This window comes from Streptomyces sp. NPDC048734, assembly GCF_043198675.1.
GTDB lineage: Bacteria > Actinomycetota > Actinomycetes > Streptomycetales > Streptomycetaceae > Streptomyces.
Genome location: NZ_JBICUZ010000001.1, coordinates 242533 through 265685 on the forward strand (window position 1 = coordinate 242533; position 23153 = coordinate 265685).

Below are 23153 nucleotides of genomic sequence, written 5' to 3' on the forward strand. Positions count from 1 at the left end.
GGAGGTCCCCCCTCCCGCCATCCGTCCGCGACCCTCACGCCGACTCGTTGAGCAGCCGCCCCAGGTGCTCCCGGCCCGCGTCCAGCAGCCCGGCCAGCGGCTCGGCGGCGTCGTACCACCGCTTCTCGTACTCCCAGCACAGCCAGCCGTCCCACCCGTGCCGGGACAGGACCTCCACGCACTCGGCTAGGGGCAGCACGCCCGCGCCCAGCGCCACCGGGGTGGTGTCCTCGGCGGAGGCGATGTCCTTGACCTGCACGTATCCGAGATACGGCGAGAGCGCGGCGTAGGTGTCCTGCGGCTGCTCGCCGCCCAGCCAGGTGTGCATCACGTCCCACAGCGCGCCCACCTGCCGGTGCCCGACCAGGCCGAGGACACGCGTCGCGGCGGCGCCGGTGCGGTGCGAGTCGTGCGTCTCCAGCAGGATGCGTACGCCCAGGTCGGCGGCGTACTCGGCGGCGGTGCCCAGCCGCCCGGCGGCGACGGCGTCCGCCTCGGCCGGGTCCTGCCCGTCGGCGCCGCCGGGGAACACCCGGACGTAGGGGGCGCCGAGGTCGCGGGCGAGTGCGACGAGCGCGCGGATCTCGTCGAGCACCGGCCCGTCGTCCCCCGGAGCGGCCACGCGCGCGTACCCCGCGACCCCGAGCACCTCTACCCCGGCCGCCTTGAACCCGTCGGCCACACCGGTCCGTTCGGCCGGGCCGAGGCCCGGATGCACGGGCTCCTCGGGATGGGCGCGCAGCTCGACACCGTGGTATCCGTGCGTGGTCGCGAGCCGCAGCACGTCGGGGATCGGAAGACCGGGCACTCCGAGGGTGGAGAAGGCGAGCTTCATACCCTCGGACCCTACTCGCGAACAGCCCCGGCTACGACCGCTGCGTTCCGGGCCCTCGCGGCCTCACTCCCACGGCCTCGCGGCCTCATTTTCACCGCTCCGCCCTTCTCGCCCGTCCGCCCTCCTCCGCCCCATCCACCCCGTCCGCGCCATCCGCCCCTCTCCAGCCCGCTCGGCCCCGTCCCTCAGCCCCGCGGTACTCCCGAGGACCCCCGCACCATCAACTCCCCCCGCACCATGGCGATCCCCCCGGGCGGCGGCTCCTCCCGCCCCATGGCGATCCGGCCCGCCCGCGCCCCCGCCTCGGCCAGCGGCAGCCGCACCGTCGTGAGCGCGGGTACCGCGTCGACGCTGAAGGGCAGGTCGTCGAAGCCGGCCACGGACACGTCCTCCGGGATGCGCAGGCCGGACTCCCGCAGGGCCGCGCACGCGCCGAGCGCGACGGAGTCGTTCGCCGCGACCACGGCGGTCAGCTCCGGGTCCCGCCGCAGCAGCTCCAGCGTGGCCTCGTAGCCCGCGCGCCGGTCGTAGCGGCCGTGGACCGTCCAGCGGGGGTCCTCCTCGATGCCGGCCGCGGCCAGCGCCGCCCGGTGGCCCTCCAGCCGGTGCCGGGTGGTGGTGCGCTCCTCCGGGCCCGCGATGTAGCCGAGCCGCCGGTGCCCGAGCCCGATGAGGTGCTCGGTGAGTTCCCGGCCGCCGCCGCGGTTGTCGAAGGTGAGCGCGATCGCCCCGGTGTCGGGCGCGGGCGGCCGCCCGCACAGCACGACCCGGGTGCCCGCCCCGGTCAGCCTGCGCAGCTTCGCCGCCACCGCGTCGGCGTGCGGCACGTTCTCCATGGCCCCGCCGGTCAGTACGACGGCCGCGGCCCGCTGCCGCTGCAGCAGCGTCAGGTAGGTCAGCTCGCGCTCGGGCGTGCCCCCGGTGTTGCAGACCACCGCGAGCCGCTCGCCGCCGGCGCGCCCGCCGGGCCCGCCGATCTCGCCCTGGATCGCGCTCGCCATGATGCCGAAGAAGGGGTCGGCGATGTCGTTGACCAGGATGCCCACCAGGTCGGAGGTGGCCGCGGCGAGCGCGCTCGCGGGACCGTTGAGCACGTAGTCCAGCTCGTCCACGGCCCGCAGGACCCGCTCCCGGGTCGACGCGGCCACGGGGTAGTTCCCGTTCAGTACGCGCGACACCGTCGCGGGCGAGACCTGCGCGCGGGCCGCCACGTCCGCCAGGGTCACCGTCATCTCGTCGTCCTCCGGTCACGCATCTCGTCGTACGTCGTCGTCGTTCGCCCTGCTAGACAGCGGACTCGCGTGCCTGGTTCCGGGCGTGTCGAGCAGACCTTACGGCCCTGCGCCCGAGTTGTTCGCCCCCTCGAACAACTCGGGACGGACACGGTCTTGTCCGGACCACCGGTCAGAGGCTAGCTTCTTCTCGTATAGAAAGCGCTTGCTGTGACGCTGATCAGTGCCAAGGCGTACGCGGCGCGCACACCCGCGTACGAGACGCGCGCGACGCTGCGGGCACCGCCGCGCACGACGCCGCGTACAACGCCTAAGAAGGGACCGACGTGACACGCAAGACGGTGCGTATCGCCATGAACGGCGTGACCGGGCGCATGGGTTACCGCCAGCACCTGGTCCGCTCCATCCTGGCCCTGCGCGAGCAGGGCGGCCTCGACCTCGGCGACGGCACCGTGCTGTGGCCGGAGCCGATCCTGGTCGGACGCCGGGAGCACGTACTGAACGCGCTTGCCGAGAAGCACGGCCTGGAGCACGTCTCGACGGACCTCGACGAGGTCCTCGCCGACCCGACCGTCGACATCTACTTCGACGCCCAGGTCACCTCCGCGCGCGAGGAGGCGATCCGCAAGGCGATCGCGGCCGGCAAGCACGTCTACACCGAGAAGCCGACGGCCACCGGCCTCGACGGCGCCCTCGAACTCGCCCGGCTGGCCACCGCCGCGGGCATCAAGCACGGCGTCGTCCAGGACAAGCTGTTCCTGCCGGGCCTGCTGAAGCTGAAGCGCCTGATCGACGGCGGCTTCTTCGGCCGGATCCTGTCCGTGCGCGGCGAGTTCGGCTACTGGGTCTTCGAGGGGGACTGGCAGGACGCCCAGCGCCCCTCGTGGAACTACCGCGCCGAGGACGGCGGCGGCATCGTCGTCGACATGTTCCCGCACTGGGAGTACGTCCTGCACGAGCTGTTCGGCCGCGTGAAGTCCGTCCAGGCCATCGCCACCACCCACGTCCCGCAGCGCTGGGACGAGAACGGCAAGCCCTACGACGCGACGGCCGACGACGCCGCCTACGGCATCTTCGAACTCGACGGCGGCGCCATCGCCCAGATCAACTCCTCCTGGACGGTCCGCGTCAACCGCGACGAACTGGTGGAGTTCCAGGTCGACGGCACCGAGGGCTCGGCCGTCGCCGGCCTGCGCAACTGCCGCGTCCAGCACCGCTCCGCCACCCCCAAGCCGGTCTGGAACCCCGACATCCCGGCCACCGAGGTCTTCCGCGACCAGTGGCAGGAGGTCCCCGACAACGGCGACTTCGACAACGGGTTCAAGGCCCAGTGGGAGCTGTTCCTCAAGCACGTCTACGCCGACGCCCCCTACCACTGGGACCTCCTGGCCGGCGCCCGCGGCGTCCAGCTCGCCGAGCTGGGCCTGAGGTCCTCCGCCGAGGGCCGCCGCCTCGATGTCCCGGAGATCGCGCTGTGACCATCCGACTCCCGGACTCCGGGGGGACCCTGCGGACCTACGAGCCCCGCACGGAACCCCTCGCCGTCACCACCGGCAGCGCCTTCACCTCCCGTACGGTCTTCTCCGCGGCGCACGTCGTCGCCGACCCGTACGCCGACGTGTCCCCCGACTCCCCCGCGGCCGTCGACTGGGACGCCACCCTCGCCTTCCGCCGCCACCTGTGGTCCCACGGGCTCGGCGTCGCCGAGGCGATGGACACCGCCCAGCGCGGCATGGGCCTGGACTGGGCGGGCGCGGCCGAGCTGATCCGCCGCTCCGCCGCCGAGGCCAAGGCGGTCGGCGGCCTGATCGCCTGCGGTGTCGGCACCGACCAGCTCACCGGCCCGGCGTCCCTGGCCGAGGTCCGCGCGGCCTACGAGGAGCAGCTCGCCCTCGTCGAGGCCAGTGGCGCCCAGGCCATCCTGATGGCGTCCCGCGCCCTGGCCACGGCCGCCGACGGCCCCGAGGACTACCTCGACGTCTACGGCCACCTCCTGCGCCAGTCCGCCGAACCGGTGATCCTGCACTGGCTGGGCCCGATGTTCGACCCGGCGCTGGAGGGCTACTGGGGCTCGTCGGACCTGGACGCGGCGACGGAGGTGTTCCTCCAGGTCATCGCCGCCCACCCGGACAAGGTGGACGGCATCAAGGTCTCCCTGCTGGACGCCCGGCGCGAGGTCGACCTGCGCCGCCGCCTGCCGGACGGCGTCCGCTGCTACACCGGCGACGACTTCAACTACCCCGAGCTGATCGCGGGCGACGAGCAGGGCTTCAGCCACGCCCTGCTCGGCATCTTCGACCCGCTGGGACCCCTGGCCGCGGAGGCGGTCCGCGTCCTGGACACCGGCGACGTGACCGGTTTCCGCTCCCTGCTGGACCCCACGGTCGACCTCTCCCGCCACCTCTTCCAGACCCCGACCCGCTTCTACAAGACGGGCGTGGTCCTCCTGGCCTGGCTGGCCGGCCACCAGTCGCACTTCACGATGGTCGGCGGCCTCCAGTCCGCCCGCTCCCTGCCCCACTTCGCCCGCGCCTACGAACTCGCCGACGGTCTGGGCCTGTTCCCCGACCCGAAGCTGGCCGAGGAGCGGATGAAGAACCTGCTCGCCCTGTACGGGGTGACCCAGTGACCGGACTCGAGCGCTTCAGCATCAACCAGATGACCGTGAAGCAGCTGTCGCTGCCCGAACTGGTGGCGGCCTGCGCCGACCTGGGCGTCGGCAACGTCGGCCTGTGGCGCGAGCCGGTCCAGGCGTACGGCGTCGAGGAGACGGCCAAGCTGGTCCGCGACGCCGGCCTGACGGTGACGACGCTGTGCCGCGGCGGCTTCTTCACGGCCGTCGACCCGGACGAGCGCACGGCGGCCCTGGCCGACAACCGCCGGGCCATCGACGAGGCGGCCACCCTGGGCACCGAGGTGCTGGTCCTGGTCTCGGGCGGCCTCCCGCCCGGGTCCAAGGACCTGCACGGCGCCCGGGAACGCATCGCGGACGCGCTGGCGGAACTCGGCCCCTACGCCGAGGACCACGGGGTGAGACTGGCCATCGAGCCCCTCCACCCCATGTACGCCTCCGACCGCTGCGTCGTCTCGACGCTCACCCAGGCCCTGGACATCGCGGAACGCTTCCCCGCCCACCAGGTGGGCGTCACGGTCGACACCTACCACATCTGGTGGGACGACCGGGCCCCCGCCGAGATCGCCCGGGCCGGCGCGTCCGGCCGCATCCACACCTTCCAACTGGCCGACTGGACCACCCCGTTGCCCGAGGGCGTCCTCAACGGCCGCGCCCAGATCGGCGACGGCGCGATCGACATGCGCGAGTGGCAGGGATACGTGGAGGCGGCCGGCTACACCGGCGCGATCGAGGTGGAACTCTTCAACGACGCGCTGTGGGCGCGGGACGGACGGGAGGTGCTGGCGGAGACGGCGCGGCGGTTCGCCGAGCACACGGCGTAGCGCACGACGGCCACGGCCCGGGACCCGCGCACGGGCCCCGGTGCCGCGGGCACGGGGTGGAGGCCGTCAGGCCTCCACTCCCGCACCCGGCGCCCCGGCCCGCAGATGCGCCGCCAGGCGCTGCAGCTCGACAAGGGCACCGGCGTCCGACCCGTCCCCCAGTGGGTAGTGCAGGGCCGGTTCGGAGGCCGGCCCCAGGACGAGGGGTCGTACCTCGACGGGCGGGCGGCGGGCGTGGGTGAGCCCGATGCCCCGCACGTCCCGCGCACCCAGGGTGAAGGCGACCGGGACGGCCGGTGCCTGGAGCACGGGTGCGGTGACGAGGTCGCGGGAGGCCCGCCGCACCGAGGTCAGCATCGTCGTCAGCCCGTGCTCCACGACGAGGGTCCCGGCGAGGGGCGCGATCGCCTCCAGAGGCGGTGCCTCGCCCTCCCCGTACCCGAGGGTGAGTGTCACGTCCTGCTCGACCCCGGCGGTCGTCCGCGTGACCCGGATCCACGCCAGCGCGGGCCGGTCGGGGTGCCCTGCCACGATCAGATGGGTCGGCTCGGGGGCCCGGTCGCGGGCCAGATCGGTCAGCCGGCGCGGTGACCAGGGCAGGTTGACGGGTTCCGCGGTGCCCCAGCCGGCCGGTGCCGATCCGGTGAGCGCACGCCAGGCCGTCTCGAGCCCTTCGCCCAGGACGACGTCCTCGTCCGCGGGAAGCGTCGTACGGAACGCCACGACGAGCTGCCGGTCACGTGATGGCGACGTCCGGCCGAACGCCTCGGCGACCGAGGCCGTCCCGTCCGGCCCGAGCGCGGGCGCGAACGTCCCGTCCCGCCAGCGCAGCACCGCCCCGGACAGCCCGTCGTAGTAGCCCTGTGCCGGGTCCTGGACGACCCAGCGGTTGGGCACCTGGAGGAGGGTGGCGCGGGCCGGGGCGCTGAGCCGGACGTGCGGCGGGGTGACGATCTGCAGGGCACGGCCCGATTCCGCGGTGCTTCGCAGCACCTCGGAGAACCAGGTGGTCAGGGGCAGGACGGGCCGGTCGGCCAGGACGACGGCCGTGCTCCCGGTGAGGACGTCCACGACCGGCTGCCCGTCGTCCGGTGCGACCGCGGCGCTCACGTCCACGACCTCGGTGTTCGCGGCCGGCTCGGGCCAGGTGGTGCCGCCCAGCAGCAGGGCGAGGCGCCCGCACACCGACCCCGCCAGCCGCTCGGCCCCGGGCACGGCCCCGGAGGCCCGGACCTCGGTCCACCAGAACGGCACGGGCACGTCCCGCCCGAGCAGCCGTTCGGCCTCCCCGGGAACCTGGACCAGCAGCGGCGCCTCCACGGACACGAGGGGCCTGCCGTCCCGGGCGCACAGGCGCAGCACGGCGCCCTCGGACCCGGCGGTCACGCCTGCCTCGGGTCCGCCCGCGTACAGGCCGGCCAGCAGGGCCCAGGTGTCCGGCATCTTCGGGGTGAGGGCGATGACGTCCTTGGTCACGACTCTCCCTCTTCGGCTTCGGTCAGCGCGGTCTGGACGAGCTGGTGGCGCCGGCCGCGGCGGACCAGGGTGCCGCGGCCGGGCGGCTGCCGGGAGGCGTACAGGCCGGGGAAGAGCTGCCCCTCGGTGCGGTCGCCGGTCATCACCAGGGCGGTGGTGCCCGTCTCGCGCAGGGTGGTCAGGAGCGGCTCGTACAGTGCGCGGGAGGCCCCCGCGGTGCGGCGCGCCAGGACGAAGTGCAGGCCGATGTCCTGCGCGCAGGAGACGTACGGCAGGAAGGCCGCGAGGGGCTGCTGTCCGGCGGTGGTGAGGATGTCGTAGTCATCGACGAGGATGACGATCCGCGGGCCCCGGAAGGCCGGTTCGCCGGTCTCGGGCGCGTCCGGGTCGGCCGTCTCCGGCAGCCGCTTCCGCAGTTCGGCGGCGATGCCCGTGGCGAGGGCGGCGGCGAGCGTGGCGTTGTGGGCGTAGCCGCCCCGGTACGGCTCCGGGACCGCGCCGCGCAGGCCGCGGCGCGGATCGAAGACACCGAAGACCAGCTCCTCGTCGGAGTACCGCTCGACGAGCCCGGCGACGATCAGCTTCAGCAGGTTCGTCTTGCCGCACTCGTTGTCGCCGAGGACCAGCAGGTGCTGGTCGCCGCCGAAGAGGTCGAGCAGCACGGGGGCGAGGGCGTCCTGGTCGAGGCCGACCGGTATCCGCCGCGGTTCGGCGGCCGGTGAGGGCAGCCGGGTCACCGGCAGCCGGGCCGGCAGCACCCGCACCGGGGCGGCGGGCTCCCCGTGCCAGGTGGCGCGGACGGTCCGGGCCGCCTCGTCCAGGGCCGGGCCCAGATCACCGGTCGTGGGCGAGCCGTCGATGCGGGGCAGTGCGGCCTGCGCGAACAGCTTGCCGTCGGTGAGCACCCGGCCGGGCACGTCCGGCGAGAGGGTCTCGGAGAGCTTGCGGTCGACGGAGGAGTCGGCGGGGTCGTTCAGGCGCAGCTCGACACGGGTGCCGAAGAGCGACTGGGTGGCGATGCGGACGTCGTTCCAGCGCAGCATGCCCGCCACCACGTGGATGCCGTAGCCGCCGCCCCGCTTCAGCAGGTCGGCGACCGGCTCGTCGAGGTCGGCGAAGTCGTCGCGCAGCGCGCCGAAACCGTCGACCACGAGGACGACATCGGTGGAGCCGAGCTGCGGCAGCCGGCCCTGGGCGCGGAGCCGGCGGAGCTGGTCGACGGAGTCGATGCCGTGCTCGCGGAAGACCGTCTCGCGCTCGGCGAGCATGGCGCGCACCTCGGCGACCGTACGGGCCGCGCGCTCGCGGTCGGCCCGCCCGGCGACCCCGCCGACGTGCGGCAGGGCGGCCAGCGCCGACAGGCCGCCGCCGACCAGGTCCAGACCGTACACGGCGACGTCCTGAGGTGTGTGGGTGGTCGCCAGGGACAGCACGAGGGTCCGCAGCAGCGTGGTCTTGCCGGACTGGGGGCCGCCGATCACAGCCACGTGACCGCCGGCCGTGGTCAGGTCCAGCACCCACCGGCCCTGCCACTGCCGGGCCGGGTCGTCGAGCACGCCGAGCGGCACCCGCATCCCGCCCGTGGCGCGCGCCAGGTGCAGACCGCGCTCGGAGACCCGGACCGGTCCGGCGGCCGCGTCCAGGGTGACGGCGTCCGGCAGCGGGGGAAGCCAGATACGGCGCACGGCGGGGGCGGCGCCGGTGAGCCGGCCGACCATGAGGGACAGGACGGTCGGGCCGGTCTCCCGCCGGGTGGCGGCGGGTTTCTCCTCCGGCGCCCCGGTCCGCCCCGCGGTGTTGTACGCCGGGTAGGGCAGGACGAGCGGCTCCTCGTCCCGCTGCTCGCGCATCGCCGGGCCGCGGTGGGCGCCGGAGACGTACCCGGCCTTGAACCGCTCGTAGGTGGAGGTGTCGACCTTGAGGTAGCCGAATCCCGGCAGGGGCGGCAGATGGAAGGCGTCGGTGGTGTCGAGGACCGTGCGGGACTCGTCGGCGGAGAAGGTCCGCAGGCCCAGCCGGTACGACAGGTAGGTGTCCAGGCCCTTGAGCCTGCCGCCCTCGATGCGCTGGCTGGACAGCAGCAGGTGGACGCCGATGGAGCGGCCGATGCGTCCGATGGACAGGAACAGGTCGATGAAGTCGGGTTTCGCGGTCAGGAGTTCGCCGAACTCGTCGATGACGACGAACAGGTGCGGGAGCGGTTCGAGGTCGGGCCTCTCCGTCGCGCGCAGCACGGCGTAGTGACCGATGTCGGCGATGTCGCCTGCGTCCTTCAGGACCTGCTGGCGGCGCTTGACCTCACCGGCGAGGCTGGTGTGGACGCGTTCGACGAGCCCGGCCTGGTTCTCCAGGTTGGTGATCATCCCCGCGGTGTGCGGGAGTCCGGCGAAGGGGGCGAACGTGGCGCCGCCCTTGTAGTCGACGAGGACGAGCGCCAGGTCCTCGGGGGAGTGGGTGGCGGCCAGGGCGAGGACGAGGGTGCGCAGCAGCTCGCTCTTGCCCGAACCGGTCGCGCCCACGCACAGCCCGTGCGGACCCATGCCGAGCTGGGAGGACTCCTTCAGGTCCAGCAGCACCGGCTCGTGACGGTCCGTCAGTCCGATGGGCACGCGCAGGAAGTCGCGCTCACTGCGGGGCTGCCACAGGGTCGGCAGATCGAGGTCGGCGGGGTCGGCGATGCCGAGGAGCGCGGGGAAGTCGACCGGCCCGGTGACGGGGCTGCCCTCGGCGACGGACTCCGGCGACAGCCGCAGCGGCGCCAGCAGCCGGGCGACACCCTCCGCCCCGGCCGCGGTGACCGGGTCGACGGTGCCCTCGGCGGCGGAACCGTGCAGGTTCTCGACGGTTACCCGCTCGCCGTGGACGGTGATGCGGACGCTCACCTCGTCCGGCTCATGGACCTGTTCCTCGAGGAGGTGCAGCACGGTGATCCCCATGTCCGTGAGCCCGACCGCCGAGTCCGGGCGGGGGAGTTCGGCGGCCGGCTCGCCGTGCGCGTCGACGACCACCAGCAGCCGGCCCGCCAGCCGCAGCGCGCTCCGGTCGGCCAGACCGCGCCGCACCTCCGCCGCGTACGCGGACCGCCGGCCCAGTTCGTGCCGGAGCCCTTCGGCCAGCTGCCGCACATCGGGCGCGATACGGCGGGCGGCCACCGGACCGTCGTGCGCCTGCGGATCCAGCACGTGGGGCAGCCACTTGGCCCACTCCCACCCGGCCAGCCGCTCGCCGGGCACGGCCAGGGCGAGTGCCACGTCGTCGGGTGCGTGCGTCACCGCCGTCTGCACCAGCAGCGCCCGCGCGACCCGCAGGACACCTTCCCGGTCGCCGACGACGCTGACGTTCCCGGCGCGGTCCAGCGGCACCGTCAACGGCACGTCGGCGGCCGTCGCGAACCGGCGTTGCAGGGCACGCGCCTCGTTGAGCATGAACGGATCCGGCGGCGTCAGCACCCCGCCGGCGCCGCTCTGCTGGATCACCGGCTCCTGGACCGGCACGTCACCGAGGCCGACCCGCACCCGCAGGAAGTCGGCGTCCTGACGCCGCCGTTCCCACAACCGGGCGGGGTCGCGCACCAGGTCGTACAGCGCCTCCGGCGACGGGTTCAGCTCCCGCTCCGCGTCCCGCAGCCGGCGCTCGGCGGCCCCCAGCTCCTCCCGCAACTCCTCCAGGTACTCCAGATAACGCTCGCGCTGCGTGCGCCGGGTGCGCTGCGCCTTGCCGCGCTGCGACAGGAACAGCGCCACCGCCCCCAGCAGGGCGAAGACCAGCACGACCGCGCCCAGCACAGCGAACCGGCTGTTGCGGACCACGGTCATCATGATCACGGAACCCATGACGCCGGCCATCGGCAGCAGCGCGGTGGCCGCGTTGCCGATCTTCCCTTCCGGAAGGTTGGGCGGGGCCTCGACCGTACGGGGCCGGGCGGGTTCCGGGGGGCGGGTGCTGCGGGCGGGCCGGTGGACGATGCGCAGGGTCACGGGCGGACTTCTCCGGAGCGGGTCGTGACGAGGGAGGGAAGGGGCGGGCACAGCGGAGGGCGAGCCGGCCGGGTGCTCATCGCACCCTCACCGCGCGCCCCATCACCTCGGCGGCCAGCCGCAGGACGGCCTGCTGCGTGGCGTGCGCCAGGAGGTCGGTGCGGATGGGGCCACCGCCGGCCAGATGACGGTCGTACGGCACGGTGACGACGGTGACGCCCGGCTCTTTGAGATGACCGGCGGCCGTCTTGTCGTCGAGCACGGTGTCGGGGGTGCCGGCGACCAGCGCCACCACCGTCGTGGCCAGGGCCGAGTGCGGCAACCGCGCCAGCCAGTCCAGCACCTGGCGGGTCGCGCCCACGCCCTCCGCGGTGGTGGGCGCGACCACCACCCGGGCGTGCGAGGTGTCCATCGCCGTACGGGCCACCTCGCCGGGGAGTGTCTCGCAGTCGACGACGGTCACCGCGAAGTACCGGCGCAGTGCCAGCGTCACCTTGCGGTACGACGTCATGTCGAGCGGTGCACCGACCTGTCCGCGGCTCGCGGGCAGCAGCCAGCCACCGTCCGTCACCGGCACCAAATACCCGGTCACGTCGGTCAGTTGCATGGACGGGTGGAGGATCGACGCGAGATCGGCGCACGTCCAGCGCACCGCCTCCGCACCCATGCGCACCGGCAGGGTGCCCAGCGCGGCATCCGCCTCCAGCGTCAGCACCGGGTCGTGCCGGTAGTGGTTGAGGGTGCGCCCGAGCAACGCGGAGACGGTGGACTTGCCGACGCCGCCACGGATGGAGGTGACGGCCACCACCCGGCCCGTGGTGACGGGCTGCTGCAACTCCCGCGCGATCCGCGTCTGTTCGGCGACGTCCTGCGCCACGGACGAGGTGAGCTTGCGCAGGGCTCGTCCCGTACGCCGGGTCACGGACTCGCCGTGCAGGGGGCGTCCGAGAGCGAGGAGGAGGCGGGGGTCGAGGGTGGGGGAGGACTCGGGGGCGGGGGACGCCGGGGGGCGGGAGCCGTGGGCGGGGGTGGGTGCGGGGGCTGGCGCTGGGGCGGTGGGCGTCGCGGGCCGTTCCGGAGCCGGTTCCTCGGCGGGACGGGCACCGGACATGAGGGCCGGGGACACGGGGCCGCCCGGGGTGCCGGGCGCGGGCGGCGGGACAGTTGTGGGCGGCGCCACCAGGCCGGGGACGTGCGGGCCGGACGCGTCACCGCCTGTACCCGCCCCCGCTTCTGCTACCGCGGGCCGCACGGGTGCGGGGTGCACGAGCCGCAGCGAGGGCTCACCGGACCGGGCCGGGGCCGTGGCCCGGCCGGCGCCCGTACCGGCATCCGCACCCGGGCCACCGCTTCCCGCGGCGGCGCCCAGCTCCCTCAGCACGTCCCGCTGCCAGTCGCCGCCACCGCCGGACGCCTGCTCCCGCCGCTGATCCCCCTGCTCCTGCGTCATGCCGCCGCGCCCCCTAAGCGAAGGTGTCGAGCAGTCGCCCGTACACACCGAACACGCCGACGAGCAGCGGAAGCAGCGCCATGACCCCCACCGACTCGAACAGGTCACCGACCCGCCGGAGCCGGACCCGTACGTGCTCGGCCGGCTGTACGGCGAGCACGACGAGCGGCAAGACCGCCAGCACGACGAGGACGGCCGGCGCTGCCGCGGCCGAGGACCGCTCCGCCCACACCGTCAGCAACCGTACGGCGACGCACGCCGCGGCGGCCAGCAGCACGACCACCTCGGCGACCAGCGGAAACGCCCGGGCCCGCAGAGCCAACACCACCGCGACGACCGCGGCGAGCGGCACCGTCCACACGGAGGGAGCCCGCAGCGCCAGTACGGCGGCCACGGCGGCCGACCCGGCCAGGGTGACCGTGGCGAGCACCAGCCCGCGGTGGGCGGCGGCCAGGGCGACGGACACCTGGTGGCGGCTGACGGAAACACCGCCGGCCCGCCGGTCGTCGAGCCCCGAGAGCCCGGACGCCATCAGCGCGAGCCGCGGCAGTACGCCGAGCACCACCACGCAGACGACACCGAGAACGGCCCCGACATGGGCCTGTTGCTCCGCCGTCCCGGCGCCGGACTGCACGGCGACGACGGCTTCCCAGCCGACGGCGGTCAGGGCCACGGCGCCGGCCCCCACGACCCCGCCCCGCCCCAGCGGCGTGAACAGCCCGAGCAGGACGAGGACCACCGCGCTCACGGCGGCCACCCCGGCGAGCCGCAGAGCGCCCGCCGAGGCCCCGCCGAGGCCGTCGACGAGGCTCCACACGCCCGGCACACCGAGCGCGCCACCGGCACACAGGAGGGTCGCGGCCAGCCCGTGCCGACGCATCCGCCCCAGGACCGCACCCGCGACGGCGGCCGTACCGGCGGCGGCGAGCAGTGCACCCGCGACGGCCGACCGGTCGTACTGCGCACGCGCGAACAGGGCGGCGACGACCACCCAGACCACGCTCGCGACCCCCGCCGTGACCCGCCGCGCGGCCGGCCCCCACACCCCTGCCCGGTGGCCGAGGTCCTCCGCCACCTCGTCGGTGACGTCGTGCACGACGGGGGCGGGCGGGGCGTCCTCCGCACGGACGAGACGCAGGACGGCGCCGTCGCGGACGCCCGCCGTCTCCAGTGTGCTGTCGTGATCGAGCGCGGAGCCGTCCACCGTGACGAGGTGACGCGAGGCGGGTCGCCCCTCCACCCGGTCGTCCAGCACCCGCATGATCTCGGGCAGCAGCAGCCCGACCGGCTCCCGAGCCGGAAGCACGAGGTCGACGCGGCGCCGCTCACCGACGAGCGTGACCCGACTCAACACCCCAGCCCCACCGGCAGTTTCCCTGCTCAAGGCCCCCGTAGACATCACGTTCGCGAACCTATCACCGGCTTGTAGGGCCGCTGGAGGGCGTGGAAACGCCGGGGGAGTACGGGCTCTGCCCGATCACCCGGTGCGACACGAACGACCACCCCACACACCCGGCGCACAGCACGGCTGCGACCACCATCCCGGCGATCACCTTCCCCACCCGCTCGTCCACGGCCCGCCGCTGCCGCTGCGCCCCGAACACCAACGCGTCCCGCAACCGCCGCCGCCGCACGGAGACGGACTCGAGGAGCTGGCTGTCGTAGTCCTGCGCGGTCATGTCAGGTCACCTGTCTCGCGTATCTCACGTGTTTCACGTGGGGAACTCGCCCAGCCAGCTGCGCTTGAGCAGATGCTTGGGCAAGTACTCGGATTCGACCTCGACCGGGAATTCGTTGTCGTAAGCCATGCAGGCCAACGCGAGGGGAGCGAGGGCCACCAGGCCGTCACCGCTCAGGGCGCGTGCCGCGTCGCCGGCCCAGTATTGCTTGTGCCCAGTGACGGCATCAACCAGTACACTGTTGAACCGCTCAATCTCCCGCAGTTGAAAGCGATGGAAGAGTTCGAGCGGCGGATAGATAACCTTCAGCATCATTTCCTTGTCAGTGACGCCCTCCCGCTCGGGGTCGGTGCCTTTTATTGCTGATACCAGATTGTCCCACATCTCCGTTGCCCGACCGGCCCAGTAGTTTTGGAGAGTCTCCACCCAGTCGTAGACATAGTCGTCGAAAACCGCACCCTCGGGAACAGAGGCACGGAGAAACGAAACAGGTACCTGCATCAGTCGGTCGAGACGATCGTTCTCGCGGCAGATGGTCGCCAAATAAACCGACGTGAGCCAGGCCCCCGCATGCGTGTAAGGCGTCGGCCCCGTCGCAGGCAGGTTCTTCACCTCTCCCGCACTTCCGATGCGGCACGGTACGGGCCCCTCGGCGGCTGTGGCAGAGTCAAACAGGGTGCAGCCGACCTGCATTGCGGTGACCCAAGCCTCCCACGTCTCAAGTCTGGCTGCTTCGGGATCCGCCAGGCAGCGCCACTTCGCCATGGTCAGGGTGCTACTCAGCGCTCGGTGGCGGGACATCTCCGACCTTTCCAGTCGGTCGAGAACCCGGCGTGTCCCCTCAATGAGCGGTGCCATGTCCTCGGCCGCGTTGTCCGTTCGGAAGTCATGACGCGGAACACTCATGACCACTGAATCGCACCTCTAACCGATCTTGAAGTATTTCATCACGGCACCAGCACAAGATCCCGTGTTCTCCTGTGCCTTCACCAGGACGTACTGCAGTTTTCCGCTTTCCTGAGCTCCTTCTAGGGTGTTGACGATCTTGGCATCCGTATTGGTTGACAATGCTTGCGTTTAAAATTCTCGGCCGCCTCGCCTGTAGTGTTTCAGGTTTCACTCGGGAGGAGTGGGTTGAGACGGTTGATCTTCGAAAAGGTATGCGTAAATTGAACTCAGGTAGTCGTACAGTTGCTTGGAATCTGAAAATTCAATGTCGGTCAGTCCTTCGTACTCGCCGACCGTAACTTCCTTATTCCGCAAGATTTCAGAAAAGCCCTGCTTTACGGAGTGTACGTATGAATCCCTGAAGGCGAACAATGTCGGACGAAGGTATCCGCTCGTATCGTATGCCATATCTTGGTGAAGGTATGTCCTGATGAACGTTTCCAATTCTTCGTTCAATTTTCTTCCTTTACGGATGGCGGCCGCGTGCCGGGTTGGCGTACATGGTGGTAAGCTCCCACTTGTTGTTGATGTATTTGTAAATCGGCTTGATGGTGCCGCCCTGGAAATCAACGGGCAGGAACTCGCTGGTGTTGGAAGGGTTTCGATAGTAACCCGTGAAGCGTTCATGAGCGTCGGGGCCCAGCACCTGATCGATGGGAGTCTCCGTAGGGGGTGTCCCGGTTCGGGCGATGTGATCCCGGAAGTACTGGTCTGCGGTGACCATGTCCTCTGCATTGTCGAATCGTGTGGCGAAAGGGCCCACACGGTGCACATTTCCGGTCACGCCGTCCACGGTCGTCCCGGTCAGGGGATCGACGTTGTTCTCCGACTTCAACAGCCCGGGGAACTCAGAGTTGGGGCCGGTCAGCTTCGGCTGCCCATGGGAGTCGAGAGCAACGGTACCCAGACGGTCCCTGAGTGCTTGATCATCCGGATAGAGATGGCGCCCGGGTGCGTGTCCTTCCCCTCCCTGGCGGTCGTCAAGCTCGTTGATGCGCTGGTCGACTGCTTGAGGGTCCAACTGTGAGTGAACCCCAGTCGTCCTGTGTGGAGCCTGCTGTATGTACTCCGGCCCCGATCCGGTCGAAGGTACTGTCCCCGATCCACTTCCGGGATGAGGCCCGGGGAGCGATCCACCATTGCCCTGGTGATGTGCGTTGCCGCTACCGTGAGTCTGGGCTCCAGAGCTTCCAGAATGGTGAGTCGATGAAGAGTTGTGTACCGCTTGGCTGTTCGATGCCCCACTTCCCTGAGAGGCCGTGGGGTTGTTGCCGTGATGTGCGGTCGGTTCCTGCCCGGCACTGCTGTGTGCGGTTCCTGCGGGTCGGCTGACACCTTCCTCAGTGGATGTCACCGAGTCACCGCGTCCGCCAACAGTGACGGGCTCCGTTCCTCGGTGCGGCAGGCTCCGCTCCAGCAACTCCCGGTCCGCCGCCGACAGTTCCACCTTCGCCGGCGCCGCCGTCCCGTCCGCGCGCACGACCGAGCCGTCGTCCAGGTTCAGGCGGGTTCCGTCCGGCCACTCCACGACGTTGTCGCGGATGACCGGCATGTCGTCGGCGACCCTGACCACGCTGCCGTCCGGCTGGACGCGTCCCGCTCCGGAGAAGAGGTCGTCGTAGGCGCCCGCGTGCACGCCCCGCAGGCCGGCGAACAGGTCGGTGACCTTGACCGTGCCGAACCTGGCGGCCTTGCCGAGGTACGTCATGGGGTCGACCAGCCGGGCCGTCTTGCCGAGCGCACCCACCGTGCGGGCCACGGAGCCACCCTTGGCCGCGGCTCCGGCGCCTCCGGTGAAAACCGTCGTCAGGACGTTGAAGGTGACCGCGCCGCCCGCCCGCGCCGGGTTCTTGCCCCACTCGTCCCAGGCGACCAGCGCCTTGCCCGTCTCCTTGACCGCGTTGCGGGAGTCGCGCAGGTAGGAGGGCAGCTTGTCCTCGGGCATCATCCAGTACGCGACGCCGACGACGGGCACCGCGGTGACGAGCACGCCGGTCGCGAGCTTGCCGAGCCCCTTCCACGCCTCGCCCGCCGCGTCCCAGCCGTCGACGCCGACGAGGGTGCCGAGGCCCCGGATCGTGCCCCACACCCCGTCGACGACGAACCCCTTGCCGAAATCCCACACTTGGTGGCCCAGCCAGTCGAGCCCGTGCCGCTCCTTCTCCACGGTCCTGCCCCAGGGCAGTTCCTCGGACTGGTTCAGGAGGTCGGCGGTGAAGCCGTAGGTGCTGGTGCCGCGCTTGACCAGCCGTTTCTCGGCGCCGTCCTCCAGGATCAGCGTCGAGCCGCCCACCAGTGCGGTGATCTTGTTGTGGCAGGTGATCTCGGCCTGCCAGAAGGCGGCCGTGGTGGCGTTGACGTCGTGCACCAGGTCGTTGTTGAGCTGGACGTTGTCGTCGTCCTCGCGCCAGTCGTCGTCCCCCGCGATCTGGTGCCGGAAGGTCTCCGCACGCTGCTTGAGGCTCTTCAGCCTGGCCACGAGCGGCTGGATCTCCGTCTCGTACGAGCTGAGGGCCGCCGCCACCTTCTCCAGATCGTCGGCGAACTCGTCGGCCTTGGCCGCCACCGGCGCCGTCGTGGCGAACAGCTGGTCCGCCTCCGGGGCGGTGTAGCACGCCGACAGCCCCTGGAAGCGGGTGTGCACGTCCGACCCCGACTGGCGGAAGACGAGCGCCTCCGCCGTCAGCAGCATGGAGTCCGTGCCCAGTTGCTCCAGGTCGCCGGTGAACTGCGGGATGTTCTGCGGGTCGATGAGGTCCGCGCTCACTGGCCCCCCTGCTGCCCGTCCACGCCGGGCAGGTCGATCTTCGGTTCCTTCAGCGCGTTCGTCTGGGCCTGCGCGGCCATGTCCAGATCACCCTTGACGTACGCGTTGGTCGCGGTGGCCGCCCCGTTGAGGGAGTTCGACGTGCGCACCGCGACGTACATCAGCTTCTCCTGGTAGGCGGTGAAGAACTCGCCCAGTGCCGCCGCGACCGGCCCTTGCACCCCGCTCTTCTCCACGCCGCCCTGCTGGATGGTGCCGGCGGACTTCGCCGCGCTCGGCATGGTCTCCTGCAGGGCCTTCCCGGTGTCCGAGAGGCCCTCGGCCGCCTTCGCCGTCTCCATGAGGACGTGCTGCACGCCCGACGGCGAGATGTCCCACCCCGTCATGTGGATTCCCCGTGATTCCGTACCGCAGTATGCCGTCGTCCTGCCGACGCGTCCGTGTCAGCGTCAGCGCCCGCGTCAGCCGATGTTGTCGACCGCCGCCCGCGCCTTCGCCATCGTCGACTGGGCCGTCCCGTCGTTGTCCTCGAGGGTCGTGCGCACCAGCTGGATGATGCTGCGCACCTCGTTGGCCGCGCGGTTCCAGCGCAGCTCCTTGCCGTGGTACTCCTCGGAGACCCCGTCGGCCTGGAAGTCGGCCATGGCGGCCTTCACCGCGCTGTCGCGGTCGGCCAGCACGCGCTCCAACTGCCCGACGATTCCCTGCAGTCCGCCCTGCACCTCGCTCGACGCGCCGGTGTCGTAGGAGCGGCGGTCCAGATTCTGGCCCATCGTCACAAATCCCCTGTGGTTGTCGGCTTCTGCCCTGGCCGGCGGTCTAGCGCGCGCCGAAGCGGGCCGCGTCGAAGTTGGCGGCGCCCATGTTCTTGTTGGCGTTGTCCTGCTGCTCGGTGTCGCCGGTGGCGAACGCGGTGTCCATGCCGCCCTGGCCTTCGAGGATCGCGCCGAGCGACTCGTTCAGCGCGGCGGTGATCTCGTCCGCACGCGTCTTGAAGGAGTCGAAGGCGACCTTTCCGGAGCCGTTGAACTTGCCCTCCAGCGGCTCGGCCGCCTGGATGAGCATGCGGATCAGGGTGCCCAGGTCGGTGCTCGAACCGACCGTGCTCTTGCCCAGATCAGACAGGGTCGTGGACCCCATGTCGAACTTCACGTGTGTCACCCCCGTGCATCACGTATACATCACATAGTTGTTCGAGCATGTTGTCGCACAATTCGTTGCGGACGCAACGCGGTTGATCGTGCCGTGACGTGATCCGGACACAGTCGGAACAAGGGTGGACGGTCTTCGCGGGCCGCAACGGCTCGGGCAAGACGACGTTGCTGCGGGCCACGGCGCTGGCGCACAGCGGCCCGGCGGTGGCCCGGAGCCTGGTGCCGGCGTTCGAGAGCTGGGTGACGGAGCACAGCACCGCGGGTCAGGTCGAGGTCGAGGTCGTCCGCGACGCGAAGCGCGACCGGTTCACCCAGGGCCGCCCGCCCGCAGGCGCGTTCAGGGCCGGGCTCCGCTGGACCACGCCCCGCGACGGAACGGCCCGGCGGCCCTGCTACGTCACCGCCCCCTGTCCGCCGCCATGATTCCCACGCATTCCTCCAGCGCCGCGTGGAGCGCGGGTACGAAGGCGGCGAGTTCGACGTCCGACGACCTGCCTCCCTCCAGCACGGCGCCGACGACCGTCACCAGGACGGCGGCGGCCTTCAGGGCGTGCGTGTCGGCCAGTTCCTCCAGCACACCGCCGGGGCGCGCGTCCACGAACGCTTCCCTGCCGGTGGCGGGGTCGACGCCGAGGCTGCGGAAGCGCCGCGCGCTCATACGGCGGCCTCCGCGGGGAAGTGGTCCTGGCCCAGGGCCGCGAGGTACGGCCGCACCAGGGGCAGACCGTCGGCGAGGATCACGTCCGCGGGGCGCGGGCGCGGCCGACGCGCGGGGGCCGGCCGTTGGGCGGGGACGGAGAGGAAGGGGAACGGGGCGAGGGCGCGGTGCGCTCCGCGAGGCGGCAGGAAGAGGCTCAGGACCGCGGCCAGTAGGCTGCGCACAGGTCGACTCCTTGTCAGTCGGCTCAGCCCCGGCACGGAAGCTTCCACCTTCCCGCCGGGGCGTTTTCGTTCCTCGGGACTGTACCGCGCAGACGGTAGTAGTAGGTAGTGGTTGGTAGTAGTACTAAGTAATGCGCGGTGGAAGGTAGCGGCATACGGTCACCGGGTGGACAAGATCAGCCCTGATTCACCGCAGTACGTCTATGAACAGCTCGCCGCGATCATCGAGCGGAAGATCCGTTCCGGTGAGTACCCGCCGGGCACGCGGCTGCCGGGCGAACTGACCATGACGCACGAGCACAAGGTCGGTCCGGGCACGGTCCGCCGCGCGCTGGACATCCTGCGGGACAGGGGTCTCGTCGTGACCGTGCGCGCCCGAGGGTCGTTCGTCTCCGACCCCCTGCCGCCCGCCTGAACCCGCGTGAAGGAGCCGCCCTCCGCAGGATGTGAGCGGACGGGCGGCCCCGGTGGTGCTTGGCGCGAGGTGTCAGGTCAGTCGGGCAGACGGTCCATCAGCCAGGTGCAGAGTTCCTCGGTGATGGCCGTGTGCGCGGTGGTCGTGGACGAGCAGAGGTAGTCGTCCAGCTCGCTCTCCTCCGGCGCGAGGTCGTCGATGTTCGTGTACAGGTCCTTCTGCGTCTCGATGTCGCGGACGGCCACCGCGCTCACCGACGGGACGAAGCAGACCTCCTCGTGCCGCAGGTCGACCGTGCCGCCGAGCTTGCGCATCGTCTCGGCGAGGATCTCGTACGTGTGCAGCGTGCCGCCCGGCGCGCCGTCCAGCTCCGGGAAGTCGCTGGTCGTGACGGTCTTCTCGGCCTTGGGGAACCGCCGGTTCAGGTAGGCGGCCGTCGCGTCGGCGCCCTGGTCCTGGGTGTAGAAGGTGGTGCCGGGGTAGATCTTGTCGATCCGCAGCGCGACCTCGCCGGGCGGCACGTCGGGCAGGCCGACCCCGTCGGCGCGGCCGTTGGCGACGGCGATCTTCAGCGGGATCCGCGGCCAGCCCCCGACCCGGTTCAGGGCGTCCAGGAACTCCGTGCGCTCCGGGGCGACCCCGATCTTGCCGGTGTCCTTGTCGTAGTGCCGCCACAGCATCTGGCGCGCGGCCGGGCTGTCCATCTGCCGTGCGAAGTCGTTCGCGAACGGGATGAAGTACGAGAACGCCTGCACCCCGACGGGGATGGAGGCGCCGCGGTGCGGGCTGTCGTAGGAGAAGTACAGCGCGGTGCGGTGGTCCATCCGCTGCGTCTCCATCTTGGCCAGCGCGTAGCGGGTGACGATGCCGCCCATGCTGAAGCCGCCGACGACCAGGCGGGCGTCACCCTGTTGCTCGGCGACGGCCCGCATGACGGCGGCCTGGGCCGCCTGGGCGTTGTCCAGGATGGAGGCGCTGCGCTCCTCGAAGCCGAGGAGGATCACGTCCCGGCCGCGCCGGCGCAGCTCGGTGATGAAGCGGTAGCCGCCTTCCAGTCCCTGGTAGAGCTTGTCCAGTTCGCTGCGGCCGAGGTTGAAGCCGTCGGCCATGATCACGGGCCGGACTAGACCGCTGCTGCCCTCGCCGGGGAAGACCCAGGCGAAGCCGTTCGGCAGCTGCCACTCCTCGTGCTCCGGCACCTCGACCGGGTTGGGGGGCGCGGTCGTCAGCGGGTCGGCGAGGGTGAACGTACCGACGTTGGGCTCGGTCGTCTCGGACATGGTCGTACTCCTCGTGAGGAGAGTGGGGGACCATGCCAGCATGGGGGACTTTTGTGTGGATTGCAGGGCTGACCTGCGGTTTTCATCACAAAAGGTGGATTGTTCAGGCGTGCGTTTGATGCGCCTTGCATGTGCTGACGGTCAGATCAAACAGAGGGGCCCGGCCGGCCGGGCCCCTCGAAGCGTTCCGGCACTTCACCAGGTCAGAAGAACACCCCGCACCGCAGCAGCACGTTCGCGTACGGCCGGGCCTCGCCCGTTCGTACCACCAGGCGGGCCCCCGCCGACAGCCTCTTCAGCTCCTCGTGCGGGACCAGGGCCAGGTCGGGGAAGTGCGCGTCCAGCAGGCCGGCCGCTGCCGGGTTCGCCTCCCGTACCTCGCAAGCCGCCGTCGCGCCCTCCACGACCAGCTCGGCCAGCAGGCCCTCCACCACCTCCGTGAAGGAGGGGATCCCCGCCCGGAAGGCGAGGTCCACGACGCGCGGGCCCTGCGGGATCGGCATGCCCGCGTCGCACACCAGCACCCCGTGCCCGTGGCCCAACTCGGCCAGCGCGCCCGCGAGATGGCGGTTCAGGATTCCGGCCTTCCTCACAGGGCATCGACCTCCGCCGCCGTGGGGAACGACTCCTGCGCGCCCCGCCGCGTCACGGCCACCGCCCCCACCCGCGCCGCGTACGCCGCGGCCTTCGCGAGCGAGGACCCCGCGCCCAGCTTCCACGCCAGCGCCGCCGTGAAGGAGTCGCCCGCCCCGGTCGTGTCCACGGCGTCGACCTCCACCGCCGCCACCCGCTCCACGCCCTCCGCGGACGCCACCAGCGCGCCCTGCGAACCCAGCGTCACGACCACCGACTTCGGCCCCTTCGCGAGCAGCGCCCGCGCCCACTCCTCGGGCCGGTCGTCGGCCACCGCCTCCCCGGCCACCGCCGTCTCCCCGGCCGCCGCCGTCCCCGCTTCCGTCCCCCCGAGGATGACCTTCGCCTCGTGCTCGTTGACGATCAGCGGATCACAGGCCGCCAGCACCTCGGCGGGCAGCGGACGCGGCGGCGACGGGTTCAGCACGAAGCGGCTGCCCGGTGCCAGGTTCCGTACGACCTCCACGACCGTCTCCAGCGGGATCTCCAGCTGCGCCGACACCACGCGGGAGGCGTGGAACAGGCCGGCCGCGGCACGCACGTCCTGCGGTGTCAGACGCCCGTTCGCGCCCGGGGACACCACGATGCTGTTGTCGCCCGACGGGTCCACCGTGATCAGCGCGACGCCGGTCGGCGCCCCGCCCACCAGCACACCCACGGTGTCCACCCCGGCCGCCCGCTGCGAGTCGAGCAGCAGCCGGCCGTGGGCGTCGTCGCCGATCCGGGCCAGCAGCGCCGTGCGGGCGCCGAGACGGGCGGCCGCGACCGCCTGGTTGGCGCCCTTGCCGCCCGGGTGGACGGCGAGGTCCGAGCCGAGGACCGTCTCGCCCGCCGCCGGGCGCCGGTCGACGCCGATCACCAGGTCGGCGTTGGCCGACCCCACGACCAGGAGGTCGTAGTCGTACATGAGAACTCCCCTACGTACATGCGTACATGGCGCGAGGCGGGCGGTCCTCCGACCGCCCGCCC

22 protein-coding genes are annotated in these 23153 nt (G+C 71.8%); 5 read left to right on the plus strand and 17 right to left on the minus strand.

Annotation, left to right across the window (positions count from 1 at the left end):
• Nucleotides 1-34: 34 nt before the first annotated feature.
• Together ACGFQC_RS01085 and ACGFQC_RS01090 are read right to left on the minus strand one after the other, a co-directional pair.
• Nucleotides 35-835, minus strand: a complete 801-nt coding sequence (locus ACGFQC_RS01085) for a sugar phosphate isomerase/epimerase family protein (protein ID WP_363088408.1) — start codon at nt 833-835, stop codon at nt 35-37.
• A gap of 185 nt (nt 836-1020) precedes the next feature.
• Nucleotides 1021-2067 carry a LacI family DNA-binding transcriptional regulator gene (locus ACGFQC_RS01090; RefSeq protein ID WP_363088407.1) on the minus strand — a complete coding sequence of 349 codons (1047 nt, stop codon included), beginning with the start codon at nt 2065-2067 and terminating at the stop codon, nt 1021-1023.
• A 326-nt stretch (nt 2068-2393) separates the two neighbouring features.
• On the opposite strand from ACGFQC_RS01090, the gene ACGFQC_RS01095 reads away from it, so the two are divergent.
• Genes ACGFQC_RS01095 through ACGFQC_RS01105 form a run of 3 tightly spaced genes read left to right on the plus strand, consistent with a single transcriptional unit; the run spans nt 2394 to nt 5523 of the window.
• On the plus strand, nt 2394-3545 hold the full coding sequence (locus ACGFQC_RS01095) for a Gfo/Idh/MocA family oxidoreductase (RefSeq protein ID WP_363088406.1): 1152 nt from the start codon (nt 2394-2396) through the stop codon (nt 3543-3545).
• Complete coding sequence (locus ACGFQC_RS01100; protein ID WP_363088405.1) at nt 3542-4696, plus strand: dihydrodipicolinate synthase family protein; 1155 nt, start codon at nt 3542-3544, stop codon at nt 4694-4696. Before ACGFQC_RS01095 ends, ACGFQC_RS01100 begins: the two co-directional genes overlap by 4 nt.
• Nucleotides 4693-5523 carry a sugar phosphate isomerase/epimerase family protein gene (locus tag ACGFQC_RS01105; RefSeq protein WP_363088404.1) on the plus strand — a complete coding sequence of 277 codons (831 nt, stop codon included), beginning with the start codon at nt 4693-4695 and terminating at the stop codon, nt 5521-5523. The genes ACGFQC_RS01100 and ACGFQC_RS01105 overlap by 4 nt, the downstream gene beginning before the upstream one ends.
• A gap of 66 nt (nt 5524-5589) precedes the next feature.
• Here ACGFQC_RS01105 and ACGFQC_RS01110 read toward each other — a convergent pair whose 3' ends face one another.
• The 10 genes from ACGFQC_RS01110 to ACGFQC_RS01155 all read right to left on the minus strand — a co-directional run bounded on the left by ACGFQC_RS01110 (nt 5590) and on the right by ACGFQC_RS01155 (nt 18972).
• Nucleotides 5590-6999 carry a DUF6177 family protein gene (locus ACGFQC_RS01110; RefSeq protein WP_363088403.1) on the minus strand — a complete coding sequence of 470 codons (1410 nt, stop codon included), beginning with the start codon at nt 6997-6999 and terminating at the stop codon, nt 5590-5592.
• Nucleotides 6996-10976 (minus strand): type VII secretion protein EccCa, encoded by a 3981-nt coding sequence (eccCa, locus tag ACGFQC_RS01115; RefSeq protein ID WP_363088402.1) that lies wholly within the window; start codon nt 10974-10976, stop codon nt 6996-6998. Before eccCa ends, ACGFQC_RS01110 begins: the two co-directional genes overlap by 4 nt.
• Nucleotides 10977-11052: 76 nt before the next feature.
• Nucleotides 11053-12426, minus strand: a complete 1374-nt coding sequence (locus ACGFQC_RS01120; RefSeq protein ID WP_363088401.1) for a hypothetical protein — start codon at nt 12424-12426, stop codon at nt 11053-11055.
• 13 nt (nt 12427-12439) lie between these two features.
• Entirely contained in the window at nt 12440-13825 is a 1386-nt protein-coding gene (eccD, locus tag ACGFQC_RS01125) for a type VII secretion integral membrane protein EccD (protein ID WP_363088400.1), read from the minus strand.
• Nucleotides 13826-13841: 16 nt separating this feature from the next.
• Nucleotides 13842-14105: a hypothetical protein gene (locus ACGFQC_RS01130; RefSeq protein ID WP_363088399.1), complete on the minus strand. Its 264-nt coding sequence runs from the start codon at nt 14103-14105 to the stop codon at nt 13842-13844.
• 33 nt (nt 14106-14138) lie between these two features.
• Complete coding sequence (locus tag ACGFQC_RS01135; protein ID WP_363088398.1) at nt 14139-14870, minus strand: immunity 49 family protein; 732 nt, start codon at nt 14868-14870, stop codon at nt 14139-14141.
• Nucleotides 14871-15519: 649 nt separating this feature from the next.
• Entirely contained in the window at nt 15520-17820 is a 2301-nt protein-coding gene (locus ACGFQC_RS01140) for a hypothetical protein (protein WP_363088397.1), read from the minus strand.
• A complete protein-coding gene (locus ACGFQC_RS01145; RefSeq protein WP_363088396.1) occupies nt 17817-18206 on the minus strand; it encodes a DUF6507 family protein in 390 nt (129 codons plus the stop codon). The genes ACGFQC_RS01140 and ACGFQC_RS01145 overlap by 4 nt, the downstream gene beginning before the upstream one ends.
• 75 nt (nt 18207-18281) lie before the next feature.
• Entirely contained in the window at nt 18282-18593 is a 312-nt protein-coding gene (locus ACGFQC_RS01150; protein WP_363088395.1) for a pore-forming ESAT-6 family protein, read from the minus strand.
• A gap of 46 nt (nt 18594-18639) precedes the next feature.
• A complete protein-coding gene (locus tag ACGFQC_RS01155) occupies nt 18640-18972 on the minus strand; it encodes a hypothetical protein (RefSeq protein ID WP_363088394.1) in 333 nt (110 codons plus the stop codon).
• Between the two features lie 98 nt (nt 18973-19070).
• On the opposite strand from ACGFQC_RS01155, the gene ACGFQC_RS01160 reads away from it, so the two are divergent.
• A complete protein-coding gene (locus ACGFQC_RS01160; protein WP_363088393.1) occupies nt 19071-19397 on the plus strand; it encodes a hypothetical protein in 327 nt (108 codons plus the stop codon).
• On the opposite strand, the gene ACGFQC_RS01165 is transcribed toward ACGFQC_RS01160, so the two are convergent.
• Nucleotides 19372-19632 (minus strand): hypothetical protein, encoded by a 261-nt coding sequence (locus ACGFQC_RS01165; protein ID WP_363088392.1) that lies wholly within the window; start codon nt 19630-19632, stop codon nt 19372-19374. The two genes, ACGFQC_RS01160 and ACGFQC_RS01165, sit on opposite strands and share 26 nt — an antisense overlap.
• The gene (locus ACGFQC_RS01170; RefSeq protein ID WP_363088391.1) at nt 19629-19856 is read right to left on the minus strand and encodes a hypothetical protein; all 228 of its coding nucleotides are present in this window, start codon (nt 19854-19856) and stop codon (nt 19629-19631) included. Before ACGFQC_RS01170 ends, ACGFQC_RS01165 begins: the two co-directional genes overlap by 4 nt.
• A 166-nt stretch (nt 19857-20022) precedes the next feature.
• Here ACGFQC_RS01170 and ACGFQC_RS01175 point away from each other — a divergent pair, with 166 nt between their 5' ends.
• Nucleotides 20023-20271: a winged helix-turn-helix domain-containing protein gene (locus ACGFQC_RS01175; protein WP_363088390.1), complete on the plus strand. Its 249-nt coding sequence runs from the start codon at nt 20023-20025 to the stop codon at nt 20269-20271.
• 77 nt (nt 20272-20348) lie between these two features.
• On the opposite strand, the gene ACGFQC_RS01180 is transcribed toward ACGFQC_RS01175, so the two are convergent.
• From ACGFQC_RS01180 to ACGFQC_RS01190, 3 genes are all read right to left on the minus strand, one after another.
• The gene (locus tag ACGFQC_RS01180; protein WP_363088389.1) at nt 20349-21551 is read right to left on the minus strand and encodes a hypothetical protein; all 1203 of its coding nucleotides are present in this window, start codon (nt 21549-21551) and stop codon (nt 20349-20351) included.
• A gap of 203 nt (nt 21552-21754) precedes the next feature.
• Complete coding sequence (rbsD, locus tag ACGFQC_RS01185) at nt 21755-22144, minus strand: D-ribose pyranase (RefSeq protein ID WP_363088388.1); 390 nt, start codon at nt 22142-22144, stop codon at nt 21755-21757.
• Complete coding sequence (locus ACGFQC_RS01190; RefSeq protein WP_363088387.1) at nt 22141-23091, minus strand: ribokinase; 951 nt, start codon at nt 23089-23091, stop codon at nt 22141-22143. Before ACGFQC_RS01190 ends, rbsD begins: the two co-directional genes overlap by 4 nt.
• Between the last annotated feature and the right edge of the window lie 62 nt (nt 23092-23153).